This is a genomic window from Duganella fentianensis (genome assembly GCF_009857835.1).
GTDB classification, from domain to species: domain Bacteria; phylum Pseudomonadota; class Gammaproteobacteria; order Burkholderiales; family Burkholderiaceae_D; genus Rugamonas; species Rugamonas fentianensis.
On record NZ_WWCL01000003.1, the window covers coordinates 423,712 to 443,344 of the forward strand.

Annotated in this window: 20 protein-coding genes and 1 tRNA gene; 9 read left to right on the forward strand and 12 right to left on the reverse strand. The window is 61.2% G+C overall.

Features of this window, described 5'->3' with window-relative positions:
• Positions 1 to 51: 51 nt before the first annotated feature.
• On the reverse strand, positions 52 to 579 hold the full coding sequence (locus tag GTP23_RS14995; protein ID WP_161035901.1) for a c-type cytochrome: 528 nt from the start codon (positions 577 to 579) through the stop codon (positions 52 to 54).
• A 200-nt stretch (positions 580 to 779) separates the two neighbouring features.
• On the opposite strand from GTP23_RS14995, the gene GTP23_RS15000 reads away from it, so the two are divergent.
• Positions 780 to 855: transfer RNA gene (locus tag GTP23_RS15000), tRNA-Arg, on the forward strand.
• 276 nt (positions 856 to 1,131) lie between these two features.
• Here GTP23_RS15000 and GTP23_RS15005 read toward each other — a convergent pair.
• From GTP23_RS15005 to GTP23_RS15040, 8 genes are all read right to left on the reverse strand, one after another.
• A complete protein-coding gene (locus GTP23_RS15005; protein WP_161035902.1) occupies positions 1,132 to 2,385 on the reverse strand; it encodes an MFS transporter in 1,254 nt (417 codons plus the stop codon).
• Positions 2,386 to 2,511: 126 nt separating this feature from the next.
• On the reverse strand, positions 2,512 to 3,189 hold the full coding sequence (locus tag GTP23_RS15010) for a type 1 glutamine amidotransferase domain-containing protein (protein WP_161035903.1): 678 nt from the start codon (positions 3,187 to 3,189) through the stop codon (positions 2,512 to 2,514).
• Between the two features lie 46 nt (positions 3,190 to 3,235).
• Entirely contained in the window at positions 3,236 to 4,393 is a 1,158-nt protein-coding gene (locus GTP23_RS15015) for an iron-containing alcohol dehydrogenase (protein WP_161035904.1), read from the reverse strand.
• Positions 4,394 to 4,489: 96 nt separating this feature from the next.
• Complete coding sequence (locus GTP23_RS15020) at positions 4,490 to 5,110, reverse strand: TetR/AcrR family transcriptional regulator (protein WP_161035905.1); 621 nt, start codon at positions 5,108 to 5,110, stop codon at positions 4,490 to 4,492.
• 70 nt (positions 5,111 to 5,180) lie between these two features.
• Entirely contained in the window at positions 5,181 to 5,540 is a 360-nt protein-coding gene (locus tag GTP23_RS15025) for an EF-hand domain-containing protein (protein WP_161035906.1), read from the reverse strand.
• A 218-nt stretch (positions 5,541 to 5,758) separates the two neighbouring features.
• Entirely contained in the window at positions 5,759 to 6,835 is a 1,077-nt protein-coding gene (locus GTP23_RS15030; RefSeq protein ID WP_202412211.1) for a BMP family ABC transporter substrate-binding protein, read from the reverse strand.
• 56 nt (positions 6,836 to 6,891) lie between these two features.
• Positions 6,892 to 7,746, reverse strand: a complete 855-nt coding sequence (locus tag GTP23_RS15035; protein WP_161035907.1) for an outer envelope protein — start codon at positions 7,744 to 7,746, stop codon at positions 6,892 to 6,894.
• Positions 7,747 to 7,891: 145 nt separating this feature from the next.
• Complete coding sequence (locus GTP23_RS15040; RefSeq protein ID WP_161035908.1) at positions 7,892 to 8,599, reverse strand: GntR family transcriptional regulator; 708 nt, start codon at positions 8,597 to 8,599, stop codon at positions 7,892 to 7,894.
• A gap of 273 nt (positions 8,600 to 8,872) precedes the next feature.
• Here GTP23_RS15040 and GTP23_RS15045 point away from each other — a divergent pair, with 273 nt between their 5' ends.
• The 5 genes from GTP23_RS15045 (at position 8,873) to GTP23_RS15065 (ending at position 14,615) form a co-directional block, all read left to right on the forward strand.
• Positions 8,873 to 10,420, forward strand: a complete 1,548-nt coding sequence (locus tag GTP23_RS15045) for an ABC transporter ATP-binding protein (RefSeq protein ID WP_161035909.1) — start codon at positions 8,873 to 8,875, stop codon at positions 10,418 to 10,420.
• Positions 10,407 to 11,495, forward strand: a complete 1,089-nt coding sequence (locus tag GTP23_RS15050; protein WP_155435490.1) for an ABC transporter permease — start codon at positions 10,407 to 10,409, stop codon at positions 11,493 to 11,495. The genes GTP23_RS15045 and GTP23_RS15050 overlap by 14 nt, the downstream gene beginning before the upstream one ends.
• A complete protein-coding gene (locus GTP23_RS15055) occupies positions 11,495 to 12,418 on the forward strand; it encodes an ABC transporter permease (RefSeq protein ID WP_202412212.1) in 924 nt (307 codons plus the stop codon). The genes GTP23_RS15050 and GTP23_RS15055 overlap by 1 nt, the downstream gene beginning before the upstream one ends.
• Positions 12,419 to 12,581: 163 nt before the next feature.
• Positions 12,582 to 14,264 carry a methyl-accepting chemotaxis protein gene (locus tag GTP23_RS15060; RefSeq protein ID WP_161036230.1) on the forward strand — a complete coding sequence of 561 codons (1,683 nt, stop codon included), beginning with the start codon at positions 12,582 to 12,584 and terminating at the stop codon, positions 14,262 to 14,264.
• Between the two features lie 57 nt (positions 14,265 to 14,321).
• Entirely contained in the window at positions 14,322 to 14,615 is a 294-nt protein-coding gene (locus GTP23_RS15065; protein ID WP_155435487.1) for a 2Fe-2S iron-sulfur cluster-binding protein, read from the forward strand.
• On the opposite strand, the gene GTP23_RS23035 is transcribed toward GTP23_RS15065, so the two are convergent.
• Together GTP23_RS23035 and GTP23_RS15075 are read right to left on the reverse strand one after the other, a co-directional pair.
• On the reverse strand, positions 14,606 to 16,081 hold the full coding sequence (locus tag GTP23_RS23035; RefSeq protein WP_161035910.1) for a DUF4214 domain-containing protein: 1,476 nt from the start codon (positions 16,079 to 16,081) through the stop codon (positions 14,606 to 14,608). The two genes, GTP23_RS15065 and GTP23_RS23035, sit on opposite strands and share 10 nt — an antisense overlap.
• A gap of 72 nt (positions 16,082 to 16,153) precedes the next feature.
• Positions 16,154 to 16,471, reverse strand: a complete 318-nt coding sequence (locus tag GTP23_RS15075; RefSeq protein WP_161035911.1) for a hypothetical protein — start codon at positions 16,469 to 16,471, stop codon at positions 16,154 to 16,156.
• 88 nt (positions 16,472 to 16,559) lie between these two features.
• Between GTP23_RS15075 and GTP23_RS15080 the strand changes: the two genes are divergently transcribed.
• The 3 genes from GTP23_RS15080 (at position 16,560) to GTP23_RS15090 (ending at position 19,141) form a co-directional block, all read left to right on the forward strand.
• Positions 16,560 to 16,829, forward strand: a complete 270-nt coding sequence (locus GTP23_RS15080) for a MoaD/ThiS family protein (RefSeq protein WP_161035912.1) — start codon at positions 16,560 to 16,562, stop codon at positions 16,827 to 16,829.
• A gap of 1 nt (position 16,830) precedes the next feature.
• Positions 16,831 to 17,919 (forward strand): WD40/YVTN/BNR-like repeat-containing protein, encoded by a 1,089-nt coding sequence (locus tag GTP23_RS15085; RefSeq protein WP_161035913.1) that lies wholly within the window; start codon positions 16,831 to 16,833, stop codon positions 17,917 to 17,919.
• 106 nt (positions 17,920 to 18,025) lie between these two features.
• Positions 18,026 to 19,141: an MBL fold metallo-hydrolase gene (locus GTP23_RS15090; RefSeq protein WP_161035914.1), complete on the forward strand. Its 1,116-nt coding sequence runs from the start codon at positions 18,026 to 18,028 to the stop codon at positions 19,139 to 19,141.
• A gap of 31 nt (positions 19,142 to 19,172) precedes the next feature.
• On the opposite strand, the gene GTP23_RS15095 is transcribed toward GTP23_RS15090, so the two are convergent.
• Entirely contained in the window at positions 19,173 to 19,517 is a 345-nt protein-coding gene (locus GTP23_RS15095; protein WP_161035915.1) for a hypothetical protein, read from the reverse strand.
• Between the last annotated feature and the right edge of the window lie 116 nt (positions 19,518 to 19,633).

The window sequence follows — 19,633 nt, forward strand, 5'->3', positions numbered from 1 at the left end:
ACGAAAAAAAACCGGCCATCTGGCCGGTTTTTTTCTGCGCGGTGAAGGCGCTTATTTGGCTTCGGCAGCAGCTGGTGCTTCCGGTTCTTTGAACTTGGCGCCTGCAGCGTTGCCCATGTAGGCTACGGCGCGGGCGATTTCCACGTCGGCCAGTTCAGGATTGCCGCCTTTGGCTGGCATGGCGCGCAGACCTTCGTTAGCGTGTTTAACCAGCGTATCGAAACCTTGAGCAATACGGGCACCCCATGCGCCTGCGTCGCCGAATTTCGGTGCACCGGCTGCGCCGCTGCCATGGCAGGCTGCGCAAGTGGAGGTGTAGATGGCTTCGCCCGTTTGCAGCACTTTAGGACCGCTCACATCTTTCAGCGTAAAGCCGTTGTCGGCAACCGGTGCCAGACGGGCAGCGATTTCATCCGGTTCCTGGCTGTTCGAACCACGGCCGGTCAGCTTGTCGGTGGTGACATACTGAACCAGCAGGACGATACCGATGATGACTACGGCGAAGAAGCCGATAACAGCAGCGACCAGCTGCTTAGGCGTTTTGATGGCGGATTCGTGTTCGTTATGTGCGTCGCTCATGATTTCCTTAACAGACTGATTTGAGAGTCGGATGGGGGTGAAAAGATCAACCAACAGCCGAGCAAAGGCTCTACTTGATCGGCGATTATAGACTCAAAAATGCCTGCTAGGAAACGAGTTAGCGCGCAAAACGACACTTTCCATGGACGCAGAACGAATAAAACGGTATCCTACGGCTCACTTCAGAAATCCCCTCCAGCGCGGCTGTAGCTCAGTGGATAGAGTATTGGCCTCCGAAGCCAAGGGTCGTGGGTTCGATCCCCGCCAGCCGCACCAGAAAATTCCCGTAATTTCAAATACTTAGCGTATCGCTAGCGAGCTTGTGCACGGCCATGCGAGGCTAGTTATATTTGCCTGCTCCCGCCTTGCTGACAGCCGATTCTGTCGCCGTAGCCGTGAGATACGATGCTGCTTCGCAGCATTCGATACCTCACAAATGAATTATTTGCCTTCCAGCCAGATTCCATCCCCGCCGTCAATTTGCGCCGCCAATATTTTGACTTGCGTCAAAAATCGCAGGAGAGGCCAGACCTGATATCCGGGCAGCCGGCCTCAGACTTTGTTCTCGCGGTTCAGGTAGAGCAGGCCTAGCGTCACGCAGACGAACACGACGGTAGCGCCCAGCATGGACCAGTGGATGCCGACCTTGCTGCCGATCAGGCCGACGAAAATCCCGCTGAACAGGCGCAGGCCGGAGGAGGACATGCCGAACAGACCCAGTACCTTGCCGCGTATCGCGTCCGGCGCTTTCATCTGCACGATAGTCTGGTTCATGCTGCTGAAGGAGAGTTCGCAGAAGCCTGCCGCAAACAGGCAGACCAGTGCCACCACATAGTTGTGCGTCATGGCGAAGCTGCCCAGCGACACGGCCCATGCGATGGCGAAGCCCATGGCCGCTGTCGGCGTGACGCGTGTGAAGCGGAAGCCGGCTTCCAGCGTAATGCCGGCAAACAGGGCACCGGCCGCATCGGCAGCCAGTAGCATGGAATAGGCCACGCCCGGCGAGATGCCGCCCAGCGCGCTGGCAAAGCCCGGCATCTGGGCCTGATAGCTGTTGCCGACAAAGAAGGAGGCGGCGCCGGACAGCAGGATCATCACGCCCAGCGTGGGGACTTTTTTCACGGCGACGATGGTCTGCCAGATATCGGCCAGACCGTTCACGCGGCGTGCGGCCGATTGTTCGAGGCGCTTACCCCGATGTGGCGCCGGTGCGTTCATCAGCCAGATCAGCAGCGGCAGATACAGGGCGGCATTCAGCAGTATGCCTTTGGAGGGCCCCAGCGTCGACATGATCAGGCTGCCTACGCCCGGTCCCACCAGCACGCCGAAATAGCGCGCCGTCGAATTCAGGCGCACAGCACTGGCCAGCTTGTCGACACCCACGATGTCGTACAGCAGCACCTGACTCGAGGTCATCCAGAACACACCGGCCAGCCCGTGCAGCGCCAGCAGGACCATGGCCGCCGGTATGGTCAGGCTATCGGTGATGAAGAAATAGCCCCAGCCCAGCGAAACCAGCGCAAACAGCGCACCGCCTATCTGTATCAGGCGGCGTGAATCGAAGCGGTCATTCAGCGCACCCACGCCCACCGAGAACAGCAGATAGGGCAGCCAGTGCGAGATCACGGCAAAGCCGCCCAGTGTGGGTGACTGGAATTTTTCGAAGGCCACCCAGTAGCTGATAACGTGCTCGACGTTATCGGCCATCATGGTCAATACAAAGGTGGCGACAAAGATGGGGAAACTGGGGATTTTTAAAGCTTCGAAGGCCTGATGTTTGGCTGCCGGCGTGCTGTTCTGGGACATAGGAATCGGGGCTATGAGTGGGGCGATCAGCAGCATGCTGCTGATCGCTGCTGCCGGTCTGCGTTATGCAGACCGTGGAACCGGATTATGACCCTAAATCAGAATGGCTGCTGAAGCCGGCTCAGTTTAGGCCAGCAGCTTGAGCAGCGCCACCGCAGCGTCTTCCGACGATGCCGGATTCTGCCCCGTGACCAGCAGGCCGTCCGTGACGACATAGGATTGCCAGTCGCCGATTTTCGAGTAGTCGGCACCATGCTGCTTGAGCATGTCTTCGACCAGGAAGGGCACGACATCGGTCAGGCCCACGGCGTCTTCTTCCGTGTTGGTGAAGCCGGTGACTTTCTTGCCGCGCACCAGCGGCGTGCCATCGGCCGCCTTAACATGGCGCAGCACGCCCGGGGCATGGCACACGGCGCCTACCGGTTTGCCGGCGGCCAGCATGACTTCGATCAGCTTGATGGATGCGCGGTCTTCGGCCAGATCCCACAACGGACCATGGCCGCCCGGATAGAACACGGCGTCGAAATCAGCCACCTGCATGTCGGCCAGCCTGGCGGTGCTGGCCAGCAGCGCCTGAGCCTGCGGGTCTTCTTTGAAGCGGCGGGTGGCTTCCGTCTGCGATTCTGGTGCATCGCTCTTCGGGTCCAGCGGTGGCTGGCCGCCCAGCGGCGAAGCCAGCGTGATGTGGGCGCCGGCCGCTTTCAGCGCGTAGTAGGGCGCGGCGAATTCTTCCAGCCAGAAGCCGGTTTTCTTGCCCGTGTTGCCCAGTTGGTCGTGCGAGGTGAGTACCATCAGAATGTTCATGTCGTTTCCTTTACAAGTAGTGCGGGTTGATAGGGCGGCCTGCCAATTACAGGGCTGCTTGCAGAATGCGGCGGCTACGCGCGAGGTCGATATCGCGGTGTTCGCCCAGTGCGGTCATGCCGTGCGCCTGTAGCTGGCGCAGCACGGCTTCCACGGCGTCCGGTCCCAGACCATAGGCCGATAGACGGGTAGGGATGCCTAGTCCTTCAAAGAAGTGACGGGTGCTGGCGATGGCGGCCGTGATGCGCTCGTCTTCGCTGCCGCTGCGGATATCCCATACCCGTGCGGCGTATTGCAGCAGCTTGGCGCGCTTGCTGTCGCGCTGTACGTCCAGCAGGGCGGGCAGCACCAGCGCCAGCGTGCGCGCGTGGTCGATGTCGTACAGGGCCGTCAGTTCGTGGCCTATCATGTGGGTGGCCCAGTCCTGCGGCACGCCGGCGCCGATCAGGCCGTTGAGGGCCAGTGTGGCGGTCCACATCAGATTGGCGCGAGTGGCGTAATCGTCCGGCGTAGCGACGGCTGGCGGGGCGATCTCGATCAGGGTCTGCAACAGACCTTCGGCAAAGCGGTCCTGTACATGGGCCTGTACGGGATAGGTCAGGTATTGCTCGATGGTGTGCACATAGGCGTCCACCAGTCCGTTGGCGATCTGCTTGGCGGGCAGGGTGAAAGTCTTGCTCGGGTCCAGCACGGAAAAGCGCGGATACAGCAGCGCATTGCGGAAGGGCAGCTTGGCCTGCGTGGCTTTGCGCGTGACCACGGCGCCGCTATTCATTTCCGAACCGGTGGCGGGCAGGGTGAGTACCGTGCCGATCGGCAGGGCTTGCCGGATATTGGCGCCGCCCTGTTCGGCAATCTCCCATGGTTCGCCGTCGTACAGCGCGGCGGCGGCGACGAATTTCGTGCCGTCGATGACGGAGCCGCCACCCACGGCCAGCAGAAAGTCGAGCTGTTCCGCCCGCACCAGCTGGACCGCGCGCATTAGCGTTTCGTAGCTGGGGTTGGGTTCTATGCCACCGAATTCCTGCACGCTGCGCTGACCCAGCGCCTGCCGAACTTCGGCCAGCGTGCCGGTTTTTTCGGCACTGGCGCCGCCGTACAGAATCAGCACGCGGGCCTGGGCCGGGATCAGCTGATCGAGCCGGCCTACGGTCTCGGCGCCGAACACGATGCGGGTGGGGTTGTGGAATTCGAAGTTTTTCATGTGAGCTTCCTCTTGTATTAGACCAGTCGTCTAGTGTGCGATTCAAAAAAACGCGAGTACCTGCGCACTCGCGTCGCGTGATTCTGTTGCCATGTTTCAGCTGGCCGCGGGCGACGGCGCTGGCACTGGCGGCAATTGCAGTAATTCCATGGTGCTGAGCCAGGCCGACTGCAGGGCGCTAGGTTCGCGCCGCAATTTGGTCAGCATGGCGGCGCCCAGCCACATCTGGTACAGCGTCTGCGCCATGCGGGCCGGATCGGCCACATGGGCCAGCGAACCATCGGCCATGCCCTGCTCAATGGTGCGGCTCAGGCGTTCGATGATGCGGCTGGTGCCGTCGCGCAGGGCCGTGCGCATGGGCTCGGACATATCGGCCACTTCGCTGCTGAGTTTCACCACCAGACAGCGGCAACCGTCGCTGTGTTCGCTGCTGTCGCTGAACCAGCTCGCCCAGTAATCCATCAGCCCCTGTGCTGCCGTTTTACTGCTCTGGCCCAGCAGGCTATCCATTTCGATGCGGTACTGCTGCACGTAATCGGCCAGCATGGCTTCGCCGAACAGCTCCTTGGATTTGAAGTAGTGGTAGAACGAGCCCTTGGGTACGTCGGCGGCCGTCAGGATTTCGTTCAGGCCTACCCCCGCGAACCCTTTGCGCGTGATGATGGCTTTGCCCTGATCGAGGATATGCTGGCGGACGTCGGTGTATTCGGCTTTCATGGACTGAACTATAGCACAATTAGACCAGTCGTCTAGAAATTTCTGATGCGCCTGCGCGCAGGAGGTCCGGCTAGCGCGAACGCGCCTCTTCGCGCCGCTGTATGACGTAGGCTTTCAGGTCGTCGAAGCTGATATCGCCGCGCTGGCGCGTGTCGATGTGTTCGAAATTATGCTGGACGAAGCGCAGACCGGCTCTGCTGGCCTCTTCTCGGCTCAGGCTGCCACTGCCGTCAGTATCGGCTTCATCGAAGCGTTTTTTCAGACGCTGCATGGCACGGTACTGCAGCAGTGCCTTATCGGGCGAGCCTTTGTAGGGCAGCACTTCCGTCAGGCTGACCGGATTGGTGGCCGGCGCAATGGGCTGGGCCAGTGCCAGGGTGGCGCTGCAGGCCAGCACGGTGGCGGCTGCGGCGTGGAAAAGCGCTTGCATGGTATCCCCTTTGAACGCCGCTTTTCAGAGCCCGGCGCGTGGCTGATGCCACTACTTTGCAGCGTTCAGAGGAATTAAGCAACGAAAGACGGTGCTGCGATGCGGCAGTGTTGCTCTGCCGCATCGAAATGCCGAAACCCTGTCATTTCGGCAGAATTGCTGTATTTGCAGGGTTGCCGGACCAATTTATCCATTTATCGGGCAACCCTGCAGGGCGATTACTTCGGAATCGAGCCTTCCACGCCTTGCACGTAGAAGTTCATCGTCAGCAGGTCTTTCAGCGGCACCACCACACCGGCAGCGTAGCGCACGGTGCCCGATTGATCCTTGATAGGACCAGTGAACGGGCTCAGGGTACCGGCCGTCAGGGCCGCTTTCTTCTCTTCGAAGATCTTGGCCGCATCGGCTGGTACGGCGGCGTTCAGGCCCGACATCTTGACCATGCCTTCCTTCATGCCGCCATGCACTTCGCTGGTTTTCCAGGTACCGGCCAGCACGGCCTTGGCCGCTTCGGTGTAGTACGGACCCCAGTTATTGGTGGCTGCCGTCAGGTGGGCCTTAGGCGCGAACTTGGACATGTCCGAGTCCCAGCCGAAGGCGTACACGCCTTTTTCCTGTGCCACCTGCAGCGTGGCTGGCGAGTCGGTGTTCTGCGCCATCATGTCGGCGCCCTGTGCTACCAGCGTTTCGGCAGCCTGGCGTTCTTTGGCCGGGTCGTACCACGAATTGACCCAGATCACCTTGGTTTTGATGGCCGGATTGACGCTTTGCGCGCCCAGCGTGAAGGCGTTGATGTTGCGGATCACTTCAGGCACAGGGAAGGAAGCGATGAAGCCCAGCGTCTTGGTCTTGCTCATTTTGCCGGCGATTACGCCGTTCAGGTAAGCACCTTCGTACAAGCGGGTTTCATAAGTGCCCATGTTTTTGCCCGACTTGAAGCCGGTGGCATGCAGGAACACCACGCCCGGTGCCGACTTGGCCACTTTCTCGGTCGGGTTCATATAGCCGAACGAGGTGGTGAAAATCAGCTTGTTGCCTTCGGCGACCAGCTTGCGGATCACGCGTTCCGCGTCCGCGCCTTCCGGCACGCTTTCGACGAAGGTGGTTTTGACTTTGGCGCCCAGTTCCTTTTCCATGGCCAGACGGCCCTGATCGTGGGCATAGGTCCAGCCAGCGTCGCCCACCGGGCCGACGTACACGAAGCCGATTTTTAGCGGTTCGGCGGCAAAGGCGGAAGCGGACAGGCCGATGGCGGCAGCGCAGGCGGTCAGGGCGAGCAGAGTGCGACGTTTCATTATTCGGTTTCCTTTAAAGTTAAGCAGTGTATCGGGCCAGATAATTCAGGCTGCCATTAGAAATGGTACTCGGCACGCACCATCGGGGTTTTGGCGGTTGCACCGGGGTTGTTGGTGTCCGGATTGCCAAACTTGTTTTTCCAGTACTGGTACTCGACGCCGACCTTGAAGGTGTTCTTCGGTGCGCTGACGGCGGCGCTCATGTCGTACATGATCTGCATGTCGATATTGGTTTCGCGCGCGGTGTCGCCACCGAATTCGTTCTTGCCCTTGGTGCCGATAAAGTTGGCATAGCCTTCGAACGACAGCGGCACGCCGACTACTTCGAACGGAATACCCCAGGCTGCCGTCAGCATGGCGTGGGTTTTGTAGGTGTAGCGCGGGGTCTGCACGTGGCTGAAGGTGTTGTACGGTGCATTGCTTTCGCGCAGAGCCAGCAGGCTGACATCGAGGAAGCCCGGTACGTCCAGCATCAGGGTAGGACCGGCTACCAGCATGCGTTTTTTCGAGTTGTAGCCTGCATCGGTTTTGGTGTTGTAGTCGAAACCGGCAGTAGCACCCACGCCGCGCACGGGGCCGAAGGCCAGATTGCTGCCGCTGATCTTGCCCAGATCGAGCGTGTGGCGGTACACGGCATAGGCTTCGTGCGCTCCATCCTTGGCACCGGCCGACGAAGGATCGGCTTCCGACGACAGCAGGAAGTCGATGCTGAAGAAGTTCTTGCCGTATTTGTAACCGGAGACGCTGCTCAGATTGAAGATATTCTTGCTGATGTCCTGATTGTTGAACGGTTCGGCGTACTTGGTGCCGTAGCGGTAGCTGAGGGAGGTATCACTCCAGTCAGCCGCCTGGGCGGCGCAGGTGCTGCAAACGAGAAGAGCGAGGGCGGTACGGCGAGCGAATTGCGACATCGTGTGACTCCATTCAAGGTCAATTAAAATTAAAACAATTTATACGGTATGGCTGATTACTTTTAATCTGTTCTAAAGCAAGTAGTACGCCAACTAGTGCAGGACTGTGCGGGCAGATCAATTGCAGATTGCATGCCAGTTGCCGCTAGCAGCCGGCCAGTGCATCGGCCAGGCGGATCTTTTTCTCCTGTGTTTCCAGCCGCAGGCGTGCTTCGATGGCCAGCAGGTGATGCTCGATCAACTCGGTGGCCTGCTGTACTTTGCCCTGTTCGATCAGGCTGGCCAGATCATCGTGCTCGTCGTTCTGGCACATGCTGGCGCCGGGTGGCTCGTAGAGCGCAATAATCAGCGAACAGCGCGACACCAGCTCCGCCATGTAGCGCTGTAGTACCTGATTGCCGGCCAGCTGGGCCAGCAGCAGATGGAACTCGCCGCCTAACCGTATCCACGCGGCGCGGTCGCCGCTGCGGCGCGCCTGATCTTCCGCGGCGAGCGCGCTGCGGATCTGGCGGATCGATGCAGTTGTGGCATTACGTATCACTAAGGGTATGATCTCGCGTTCGATGGCGCGGCGCGCGGCGAAAATGTCGCGCGCCTGCTCCGGCGTGGGCGACGCCACCACGGCGCCGCGGTTGGGGCGCAGCTCGATAATGTGCTCGTGCGCCAGTCGCAGCAGCGCCTTGCGCACCGTGGTGCGGCTGACCTGATACAGTTCGCAGAAATCGGCTTCACCCAGATGGGTGCCGGGCGGCAGGCGGTGGCTCATGACGGCATTGATCACGGCACGATAGATGCGCATGTCGACTGCCGTGGTGCCGCGTTTGGCGCGGTCTGCAGAACCAGTGGATGGCATTGTGGAATTCTCCGTGAGAGTGTGCTCACGCTGGATAAAGCAGGAACCATGCTAGGTGGATTGTGTACACGTTGGCGTGCTCGGGTAGCCGCTATTGTGTACGAAAGGGCCGGGTTTTGTCCTCATTTCGGGCGTGTTGCACGCTGATGGTGAGGTGAAGTGTCAGATTTGGTGCACACTGGCGGTGATTTAAGGGGGCGGCACTGTGCTAGCTGTGGCACATTACTTGCCTCTGAAAGGATATTCATTTTGTATACGAAAGAGGAAGCGCCGATGAGCGAGCCGCGCCTGCAATTGCTAGGCATTTCCAAGATTTACCCGTCGGTGGTGGCCAACGCCGGCGTCAACCTGAGCGTGATGCCGGGCGAGATACACGCCGTGCTGGGCGAAAACGGCGCCGGCAAGAGCACCTTGATGAAGATCATTTATGGCGTGACGCGGCCCGACGAAGGCCAGATCATGTGGGAAGGCCGGCAGGTGGACATCAGTTCGCCGCAGGCCGCGCGCAAGCTGGGCATAGGCATGGTGTTCCAGCATTTTGCTTTATTTGAAACGTTGACAGTGGCGGAGAATATCGCGCTGGCGCTGGATGACCATGTCACGCCGGCCGAACTGGCGCCGCGCATACGCGCCGTGGCCGAACAGTATGGCCTGCCGCTCGATCCGGCGCGGCTGGTGCACAGCATGTCGGTAGGTGAACGCCAGCGGGTGGAAATCGTGCGCTGCCTGCTGCAGTCGCCGCGCCTCCTGATCATGGATGAACCGACTTCCGTGCTCACGCCCGATGCGGTACTGAGCCTGTTTGATTCGCTGCGCCAGCTGGCCGCGCAAGGTGTGAGCATTTTGTACATCAGCCACAAGCTCGATGAAATCCAGTCGCTGTGCGACAAGGCCACCGTGCTGCGCGCCGGTCGCGTGTCCGGCACGGCCAACCCGAAACAGGAAAGCGCCAAATCGCTGGCGGAACTGATGATAGGCCGCGAGCTGCCCGTGTGCGTGCATGCGCCGCGCGAGCCGGGCGCCGAGCTGCTGACGCTCGAGTATCTGAACGTGCGCAGCGCCGATCCCTTCGGCACGCATCTGAAAGACATCAGCCTGAAGCTGCGCAGCGGCGAGATCGTCGGCATCGCGGGCATTTCCGGCAATGGCCAGCAGGAGCTACTCAAGGTGATCTCGGGCGAACGTTTGCTGGCCTACGATGAAGGCACCATCCGCTTCAGCGGTGAGGATGTGGGCGCGCTTGATGCGGCCCAGCGCCGCCAGGCGGGGCTGGGCTTCGTGCCGGAAGAGCGGCTCGGGCGCGGTGCCGCGCCCGATATGTCGCTGGCCGATAATGCCTTGCTGACCGGCTATCTGCCTGTCGCGCAGACGGGCATGGTGCGCCGTGGCGTGATCCAGCGCGGCGTGGTGCGCGACTTTGCGCGCAAGGTCATCGAGCGCTTCAAGGTGAAATGCGGCGACGAGCTGTCGGCCGCCACCAGTCTGTCCGGCGGCAATCTGCAGAAATTCATCGTCGGCCGCGAGATCGCGCTGGCGCCGAAAATGATGGTGTTTGCCCAGCCCACGTGGGGCGTGGATATCGGTGCGGCCATGCTGATCCGTCAGGCCATCATCGATATGCGCGATCAGGGCGTGGCCGTGCTGGTGCTGTCGGAAGAGCTGGACGAACTGTTCATGCTGAGCGATCGCATCGCCGTGCTGGCCGATGGCCGTTTATCGGAAGCCGTGCCGGCGGCGTCCACCAGTATCAACCAGATCGGCGTGTGGATGAGCGGCGATTTCAGTTCCCAGCAAGGAGTAGTCCACCATGTCCAGGCTTGAACGCCGCCCCGAACCTTCACGCCGCATGATGCTGGCGTCACCGCTGCTGGCCGCCGTGGCCATGCTGCTGAGCGGCTCCGTGCTGTTCTTCCTGATGGGGCAGGAACCGCTGTATGCCTTCTATGTGTACTTCATAAAACCGTGGACCACGCTGTATGGCGTGGGCGAGCTGCTGCTCAAGGCCACTCCGCTGATTTTGTGTGGCGTGGGGCTGGCGCTGGGCTTCCGCGCCAACGTAAACAACATCGGCGCCGATGGCCAGCTGACCGTGGGTGCGATTGCTGCCGGTGCCGTGGCGCTGTATTTCGATGAAGTGCAAGCCTGGTGGGTGCTGCCGCTGATGCTGCTGGCCGGTGCGCTGGGCGGCATGCTGTGGGCCGCCATTCCCGCGCTGCTGCGCACCCGCTTCAATACCAACGAGATTCTGGTCAGCCTGATGCTGGTGTATGTGTCCTACCACCTGCTCAGCTATCTGGTGCATGGCCCCATGCGCGATCCGGCCGGCTTCAACTTCCCCCAGTCGAAAATGTTCAGCGATTCGGCCACCTTGCCGCTGCTGGTGGAAGGCTTGCGCGTAAACGGAGCTTTCATCCTGTCGCTGCTGGCCGCGCTGGGAGCGTGGTTCTTCTGCAAACATAGCTTTGCCGGCTACCGCATGCAGGTCAGCGGCATGGCGCCGGCTGCCGCCCTGTATGCGGGCTTCAGCGAGCCGCGCAATGTCTGGCTGGCCTTCATGGTCAGCGGCGCCCTGTCCGGCATTGCCGGGGTGGGCGAAGTGGCCGGCCCGCTGGGGCAGATGCAGCCTTCCGTTTCGGCCGGCTACGGCTTTGCCGCCATCATCGTGGCCTACGTGGGGCGTTTGCATCCGCTCGGCGTGGTGCTGTCGGCGCTGCTGATGTCGCTGCTCTACATCGGTGGCGAGACGGCGCAGATCGAGCTGCAAGTGCCATCTGCCATTACCGGCATGTTCCAGGGCCTGCTGCTGTTCTATCTGCTGGCCGCCGACCTGTTTATTCACTACCGCTTCAAGCCGCGCATGCGCCGCCTGCCTGTTACCTCCGGAGAGCAAGCCTGATGACTACCGAATTATTAATCGCCTTCCTCGCCAGCACGGCCGGCGCGGCCACGCCGCTGGTGGTGGCTTCGATGGGCGAGCTGGTGACCGAGCGTTCCGGCGTGCTCAATCTGGGCATGGAGGGCATGATGCTGGTGGGCGCCGTGGTGGGTTTCGGCGTCACCCTGAGCACGGGCCAGATGAGCCTGGGCCTGCTGGCGGCCATGCTGGCCGGTATGGCGATGGCGCTGATCTTCGGTTTTCTGGTGCTGACGCTGCAGACCAATCAGGTGGCCACGGGGCTGGCGCTGACGCTGTTCGGCATCGGCCTGTCGGCCTATCTGGGGCGCGGGCTGGCGGGGCAGACGGTGACGCCCATGCCGCATCTGGAATTTCCCGTGCTGTCGCAACTGCCCTTTGTGGGACCGTTGCTGTTCCGTTTCGACGCCATGGTGTATTTCTCGCTGGCGCTGGTGCTGCTGGTGGCGTATATGCTGGCGCGTACCCGGCTGGGCCTGCTGATCCGCGCCGTCGGCGAGTCGCCCCAGGCTGCTCACGCCATTGGCTATCCCGTGATCGGCCTGCGCTACGGCACGGTGCTGTTCGGCGGTGCGCTGGCCGGTCTCGGTGGCGCCTATCTGTCGCTGGCACTGACACCCATGTGGGTGGAAGGCATGACGGCAGGACGGGGCTGGATCGCGCTGGCACAGGTGGTGTTTGCGACTTGGAAGCCGCGCGGCGTGGTGGTGGGTGCCTATCTGTTTGGCGGCGTAACGATGCTGCAGTTCCACGGCCAGGGCATGGGGCTGGCAATTCCGGCCGAGTTCCTGTCCATGCTGCCGTATCTGGCCACCATCGTGGTGCTGATGATTATCTGCCGCAATCCGCAGACGATTTTGCTCAACAAGCCTGTTTCTCTGGGGCAAAACTTTAAGCCGGACTGAGTTTGTTGCGGCAGAAGCACAGAAACATTGTTGTTTAGAATAACAACAATCGGTAAATTTTTTTGCTTAACCCGAACTGAGACAATTGGTGATTATTTTTTTAGCGTAGTTCCAGTAATCTGAAATCCAGGGTTCTTCTATTTTCTCCGGAAAGGGCGTGGATATGCGGGTCAACCATCCTGTAACTCAGCACGAATATGTGATGGAGGACGGCAAGACCATCGTCTCCAGCACTGACTTGCGAGGTAATATTAACTACGCTAATCAGTACTTCATCCAGGTCAGCGGCTACACGGAGCAGGAACTGATAGGGGCGCCGCAGAACATTCTGCGCCACCCCGATATGCCGCCGGAAGCGTTTGCCGATATGTGGCAGACCATACAGAGCGGCACGCCATGGACGGGCGTCGTCAAGAACCGTCGCAAGAATGGCGATTTCTACTGGGTGCTGGCGAATGTCACGCCGGTGATAGAAAGTGGCAAGCCGGTAGGCTATCTGTCCGTGCGCACCAAACCCGAGCGTGACCAGATCGTGGCGGCGGAAAAACTCTATCGTGAAATTCGCGAAGGCAATCCGCGTCGCCTGCGCATCGTGCATGGCCGGGCCTTGCGCAGTTTCTGGTGGACCCGTGCGCGCGAAGCGGTGCGCATGTCGCTCGATAAACAGCTGATCAGCGCTACGACCTTGCTGGCCGGCGCCATGCTGGTGCTGACGGGGCTGCTGTTCGGCGTCGATGGCAGCCGGCTGGCAGCCATGCAGGGCTGGCTGGGCTCGCTGGCTCTGATCGCCGCGCTGGGCATGCTGTGTCTGGGCCGCAGCCTGTACTTCAAGGTGGCCATGCCGCTCAAGCGCGCCACGCATGCAGCCCGCATGATGGCGGGCGGTGACCTGACATCCACCATCAAGGTGCAGGGCGAAGATGAAATGGCCCAGCTGCTGGCAGCGCTGCGCCAGACCAATGTGAATCTGCGCAGCATCATCGGCGATGTACGTGCCAACTTCGATCAGATTTCCATGGCGACCGATGAAATCGCCGACGGCAATATGGATCTGTCGGGCCGTACGGAATCGCAGGCGTCCAGCCTGCAGCAGACGGCGGCCAGCATGGAGCAGCTCACGTCCACTGTGCAGCAGAGTGCCAGCAATGTGGCCAGTGCCAACCAGCTGGCTGAACGGGCTGCCCAGGTGGCGGCGCAGGGCGGCGATATCGTGGCGCAGGTGGTGGCTACTATGGATGCCATCAACGCATCGTCTAGCAAGATTCTCGACATCATAGGCATGATAGACGGCATCGCCTTCCAGACTAATATTCTGGCGCTGAATGCGGCAGTGGAAGCGGCCCGTGCCGGCGAAGAAGGACGCGGCTTTGCCGTGGTGGCCAGCGAAGTGCGCGCGCTGGCGCAGCGCTCGGCAGGGGCAGCCAAGGAGATCAAGGAGTTGATCAATGCTTCAATGGAAAAAGTGCAGGCTGGTACACAGCTGACCAGTAATGCAGGCACCACCATGCATCAGGTGATAGAAGCGGTCAGCCGGGTGACGCAGGTGATGGACGAGATTTCCAATGCGACCCAGGAACAGAGCGATGGTATCGGGCAGGTCAACCTGGCCGTGATCCAGATCGATGACATCACCCAGCGCAATGCGGCACTGGTGGAGGAAGCGGCCGCCGCAGCGGGCAATCTGGCCATGCAGACGCGCTGCGTGTCGCAAGCCATCGCCGTGTTCAAACTCAATGAGGTGCGTGGTGCACGGACTTCGGTGGTAGTCGCCACCCAGACGGCGGCGGATGAACACCGGACCCGGAACGCGGCAGTGGAAAACCGCAAAGTGAAAATGCTGGCCTGACCGGCCAGCCTGTGAACGCGCTATCATGCGGTTCCAACGATAGAGCGGAGTGGCAGTATGAGCAGGTCGGTACAGGTAACCTTGTCGGGACAGAACTGGGTATTTGAAGCACGCGCGGGCGAGACCATACTGGAGGCAGCGGAATGGTCGGGGGTGATCCTGCCCAGTTCCTGCCGCACGGGTGCCTGCCGCACCTGCATGTGTCTGAGCACGCGCGGCAAGGTGCGCTACCACGTCGAGTGGCCCGGCCTGAGCAAGGAGGAAAAGCGCGACGGCTACATCCTGCCCTGCGTGGCCGAAGCGGAAACCGACCTCACGCTGGTGGTTCCCGCTGCCCAGCTTCAGCCGTAAGGCGTGTAGCTGAAGCCGTTGCCGATGACGCTGGCCAGCGCCGCCTGATTCTCCGCACTTTCGCCGAAATAAGCTAGCGTCTTGGCCTGGGTGCCGCCCCGATGGTCGAGATAGTCATTCCAGAACGTGATACCGCCTGCGTCGCCGGCGCGGTGCAGCACATTCTGGTACAGCTTGTCGACCAGCGCAGCATTGCTCAGGTTACTGCCATACATGGACTGGAACTCCGGGCTGCTGGTGAAGAAGCTGGCGATGGTGTCGAGCGACGTACCTTGGTCCATCTGGTGCATCCAGAAGCCCAGCCCGCCCTTATCGGGCGCACGGTTGAATGCGGCCTGATACAGACGGTAGAGCTGGCCGCCTGTGCCGGCGATATCGTAGGCCACGGCGTCGTCATCGAACATCAGCCGCTCCACATTGGTCAGCGTATCGGTGCCGCCGGCAAACGCTTTCGACTGGACTAGCAGGCTGTTGCCGTTCCGGCTGATCTGGTAGCTGTCGCGCGGGCCGGCCAGCACCACGGTATCGCTGCCGCTACCGCCATCGACCAGGTGAAAGTGATCGAGCAGGGTGATGACATCATTGCCGCTGCCGGCATTCACGGCCAGTGTTTCAGCGCCCCCTTTGAGGACGACGCGGTCGTTACCGCTGCCGGTAGCCAGTTGCAAAGTGTGGTCCAGGCGGCTGGCCAGCGTGACATTGAAGGTATCGTTGCCGCCGAAATTGGCAGCGTTGCTCAGCAGGCCTTCCTCGATATCGGTGTGGCTGTCGACGGCCATATTCAGCTGATCGAACTTGATCTGGCTGCCATCGCGATAGTTGATGAGTACGTTGTCGAGCTGGCCCGTGACTGCCGTGGTGCTGCGCTCATAGGCAATCGAGGTGCTATTGCCGCCTATGGTGAAGTTGCCGTTGATGGCGGCGCTGGCGATGGTTTTTTCCGTACTCAGCGTGATGGAATTGAGTGTGCCGCTGAAGTTATCCGACTGCAGCACCGTCACTGCACCGTGCAGCCCCAGCGTGGCATTGCCCGAAACCTTGTTGTATTGCGCTGCGCTTTCCGGCAGCAGGAACTTCAGTTCGGCATCGTTCAGGGTGGCAGAGGTGCCGTAGAACAGACCCGCGTCGTTGTTGTAATGGAAGTTGAGTTTGCCGTTAGCACTCAGACGGAAGGTGTTGGGCAGGTTGTGCACCAGCTGGGTCAGCGTGGCATCGCCTTCATTCGCTGTCGGGTTGGCCAGCGTGACACCGGTGAAACTGCTGCTGGCCCCGTCCAGATAATCGAGCTGGACTTCGGTTGCGCTATAGCCGCGGCCGAAATAGCGCGGATGCTGGGCGGTAAAGAAGTAGTTCGCGCCGAAAAATGGGTCGACCAGATCCGCCAGATTGAGCGATTCCGGGCTGCCCTGGGTATTGAATACGTTCTGGATAGTGCTGCTGCCCAGATTGATATTAACGGTTGCCACGCAAGTCTCCTGAATTTTTATCGGGAGCTCCATTATTATTTCTTTTGCATGCAATAAAAGTAATTATTTGTATCAGGATGCTTCCGGTCCCCCTTGGCGCAGGCGGCTCAGCAGGGCTGCGGCCGATTCCGTCATGGGCAGACCATGACGGCGCAGCAGCTGGATGTTGAGTACCATGTTTTCCAGCACCAGTTTGGCGGCTACAGCCAGCAGCGTTAGCTGACGGTCAGCCTCGCTGAAGCCTTCCATGGCATCGGCCATGTCGCACAGATGGCTGGCGATGAGTGCGCGCAATTCGTCTTCCTCGAATGGCAGATCGGCAAAATCGATAGGATCTTCGCGTTCCACCTCCACCATCAGCTGTTGCAATTCCTGCGGGGTAATCGACATGGTGCGCTCCCTTGAATGTGGCGTTTTCATTGTAGTGGAATCGGCATAGAATCCCCTATCGGTGATCGCAACAGGAATTACGACATTCATGGCGCAACTCATCTTTACCCAGCAGCTGGCGCGTTTTCTGCCGGTGCCGCAGGTGGCCAGCGACGCAGGCGACCTGCGCACGGCGCTGGAACAGGCCTTCACGGAGCAGCCGCGCCTGCGCAGCTATGTGCTGGACGAGCAAGGCCATTTGCGCGCCAATGTGGTGATCTTCATCGATGGCCAGCGCACGCGCGAGCGCCAGCGGCTCGACGATGCCCTGCAACCAGAATCTCAGGTGTATATTCTGCAAGCCCTATCAGGAGGCTGATATGTCCGATCGCGCCTATCTGGCGACCCGCAAAGGTTTATTCGAACTGCACCGCACGGCCGAAGCCTGGCATCTGGGCGAGCGCCACTTTCTCGGTGATCCCGTGTCCATGCTGCTGGCCGACCGGCGCGACGGTACGCTGTACGCGGCCTTGCATCTGGGCCATTTCGGCCCCAAGCTGCACCGGCGCAAGGCCGGTAGCGCGCAGTGGACGGAAGTGGCAGTACCGGCCTTTCCTGTCAAACCGGCCGAGTCGGAAGATCCCGTCGATTGGAAAGTCTTGCAGATCTGGTCGCTGGCAGCCGGCGGACCGGATCAGCCCGGCGTGCTGTGGGCCGGCACCTTGCCCGGTGGCCTGTTCCGTTCGGGCGACTATGGCGAGAGCTGGCAGCTGGTAGAAGCCTTGTGGCAAGTGCCGGAACGGGCCCAGTGGATGGGCGGCGGCTATGACGTGCCCGGCATACACAGCATCTGTGTCGATCCGCGCGACAGCAATGCCGTACTGGTCGGCATCTCCTGTGGCGGTGTCTGGCTGACCACCGATGGCGGCGCCAGCTGGCAGATGCGTGCCGAAGGCATGCGCGCTAGCTATATGCCACCCGAGCTGGCCGGCGTGCAGGCCGTGCAGGACCCGCACCGCATCGTGCGCTGTGCCGCCGAACCGGACAAGCTGTGGTGCCAGCACCATAACGGCATCTGGCGCTCGACCGACAATGGCGCGTACTGGCAGGAAGTGCATCCACAGCAGGTATCGAATTTCGGCTTCGTCACCGCCGTGCATCCGCAGGATGGCGAAACGGCATGGTTCGTGCCGGCCAGTACTGATAGCCAGCGCATCCCGCCGCAGGCTGCGCTGGCCGTGAGCTGTACCAGCGACGGCGGCCAGAGTTTCACCGCCTGGCGTGGCGGCCTGCCGCAGCAGCACTGCTACGATCTGGTGTACCGCCATGGCCTCGATGTGAGCGCCGATGGCCGCGTGCTGCTGATGGGCTCGACCACGGGCGGGGTCTGGCTATCCGAAGATGGCGGTGGCCAGTGGCAGACCATCGCCGCCCATCTGCCGCCCGTGTACGCGGTCAGTTTTGCCTAGCCGCGCGGCATGTAAATTTTTTCTCCGCACGATGCAATATGGCGCGGCCAGCCCCGTCTACACAGGGTAGCCACAGCTCTGTGGCCTAGCCACGGGGTTGCCGAATATGAATCATCCATCCGTTATTGCCGCAGACACTGCCAACAGTTTCGATAGCTGGGCGGCGGCCAGCCAGCCGCGCCGCCATCAGGGGCGCTACCGCAATCCCGTCGCCATGCACAAGATGGGGCTGAAAAAGACGCTGGGCCTGATGCTGCGCTTTCTGTTCGATAAGCCGCGCAACACGGTGCCGCGCCAGCCCATCCCCGTTCACGCGATCACGCAGCAGCAATTGCTGGCTGCTCCGGATCGCAGCCTGTTCCGCCTCGGCCACTCCACCATGCTGCTCAAGCTGGACGGCAGTTTCTGGCTGACCGACCCCGTGTTTTCCGAGCGCGCTTCGCCATTCCAGTGGATGGGGCCGCAGCGCTTCCATGCGCCGCCACTCGGCATAGACGAGCTGCCGCCCATCAAGGGCGTGATCCTGTCGCATGACCATTACGACCATCTGGACCATGCAGCCGTGCTGCAGCTGGCACCCAAGGTCGAGCATTTCATTACGCCGCTGGGCGTGGGCGAGCGTCTGATTGCCTGGGGCATCGACGCGGCCAAAGTACGCCAGCTGGACTGGTGGGAAGCCACCCATGTGGACGGCGTCAGGCTGGTGGCCACCCCGGCCCAGCACTTCTCTGGCCGCGGCCTGAATGACCGCAACCGCACGCTGTGGGCCTCGTTTGTCATCGAGCAGCGCGAACTGCGCATCTTCTTCAGCGGCGACAGCGGCTATTTTTCCGGCTTCAAGGAAATCGGCCAGAAATACGGCCCGTTCGATCTGACCATGGTGGAAACGGGCGCCTACGATCCCCAGTGGCCCGATGTGCACATGCAGCCGGCCGAATCGCTGCAGGCCCATCTGGATTTGCGCGGCAAGGTCATGCTGCCCATCCATAACGGCACCTTCGATCTGGCCCTGCACGCATGGCATGACCCGTTTGACCGCATTACGGAGCTGGCGGCCGAGCGCGCTGTGGCGCTGGCGACACCGCCCATAGGCCAGCGGCTTGATATCGCGCAGCCGGCGCGCGGGGAAGCATGGTGGGAAGCCGTCAAGCAGCAGGAAGGGCTAGGCTCCGGGGTACCGGTTGCCACGCTCGCCAGCGAGACGCGCGCCAGTCCCGTTTGAGGCAGGCGGGCCGACGCGGCGTGGCCGCCGCTCAGGCAGTGACGTTGATCAGTTTGCCGATGGTCTGACCCTGCGCATTGATCTGTGCTTTGGGCTGCGCGCTCAGTTCGGCCGGCAGTATCTGCTCGGCACGGCTAGGCTTTTCGATAGCCTGCGTCAGGTTGGGCGCGGCGGCAGGCCGTGCGGGCGTCGCATTGCTGGCCTGTACGCTCTGGCGTTTGGTGTCGTCGAGCGTCTGCTTGTCGTCGGCCAGCTGCTGGCGGCTCTGTTCGAGCCGGCTGGCATCCTGATTCACGCGCACCTGATCCTGCTGCACCTGCCTTTCGGCTTGTGCAATCGATGCTTGCAGCGCGTTGACGGAAGAGACGGAAGGCACGATTAACCTCTAGGCAATATTTCCAGGCGTATGGACGCAGAATCGCGTGCTATACGATCAATCCAAGAGTAGGACAGAATCCTGAAAAAGGCAAGAAGCGGGCTCAGCGCAGAGAG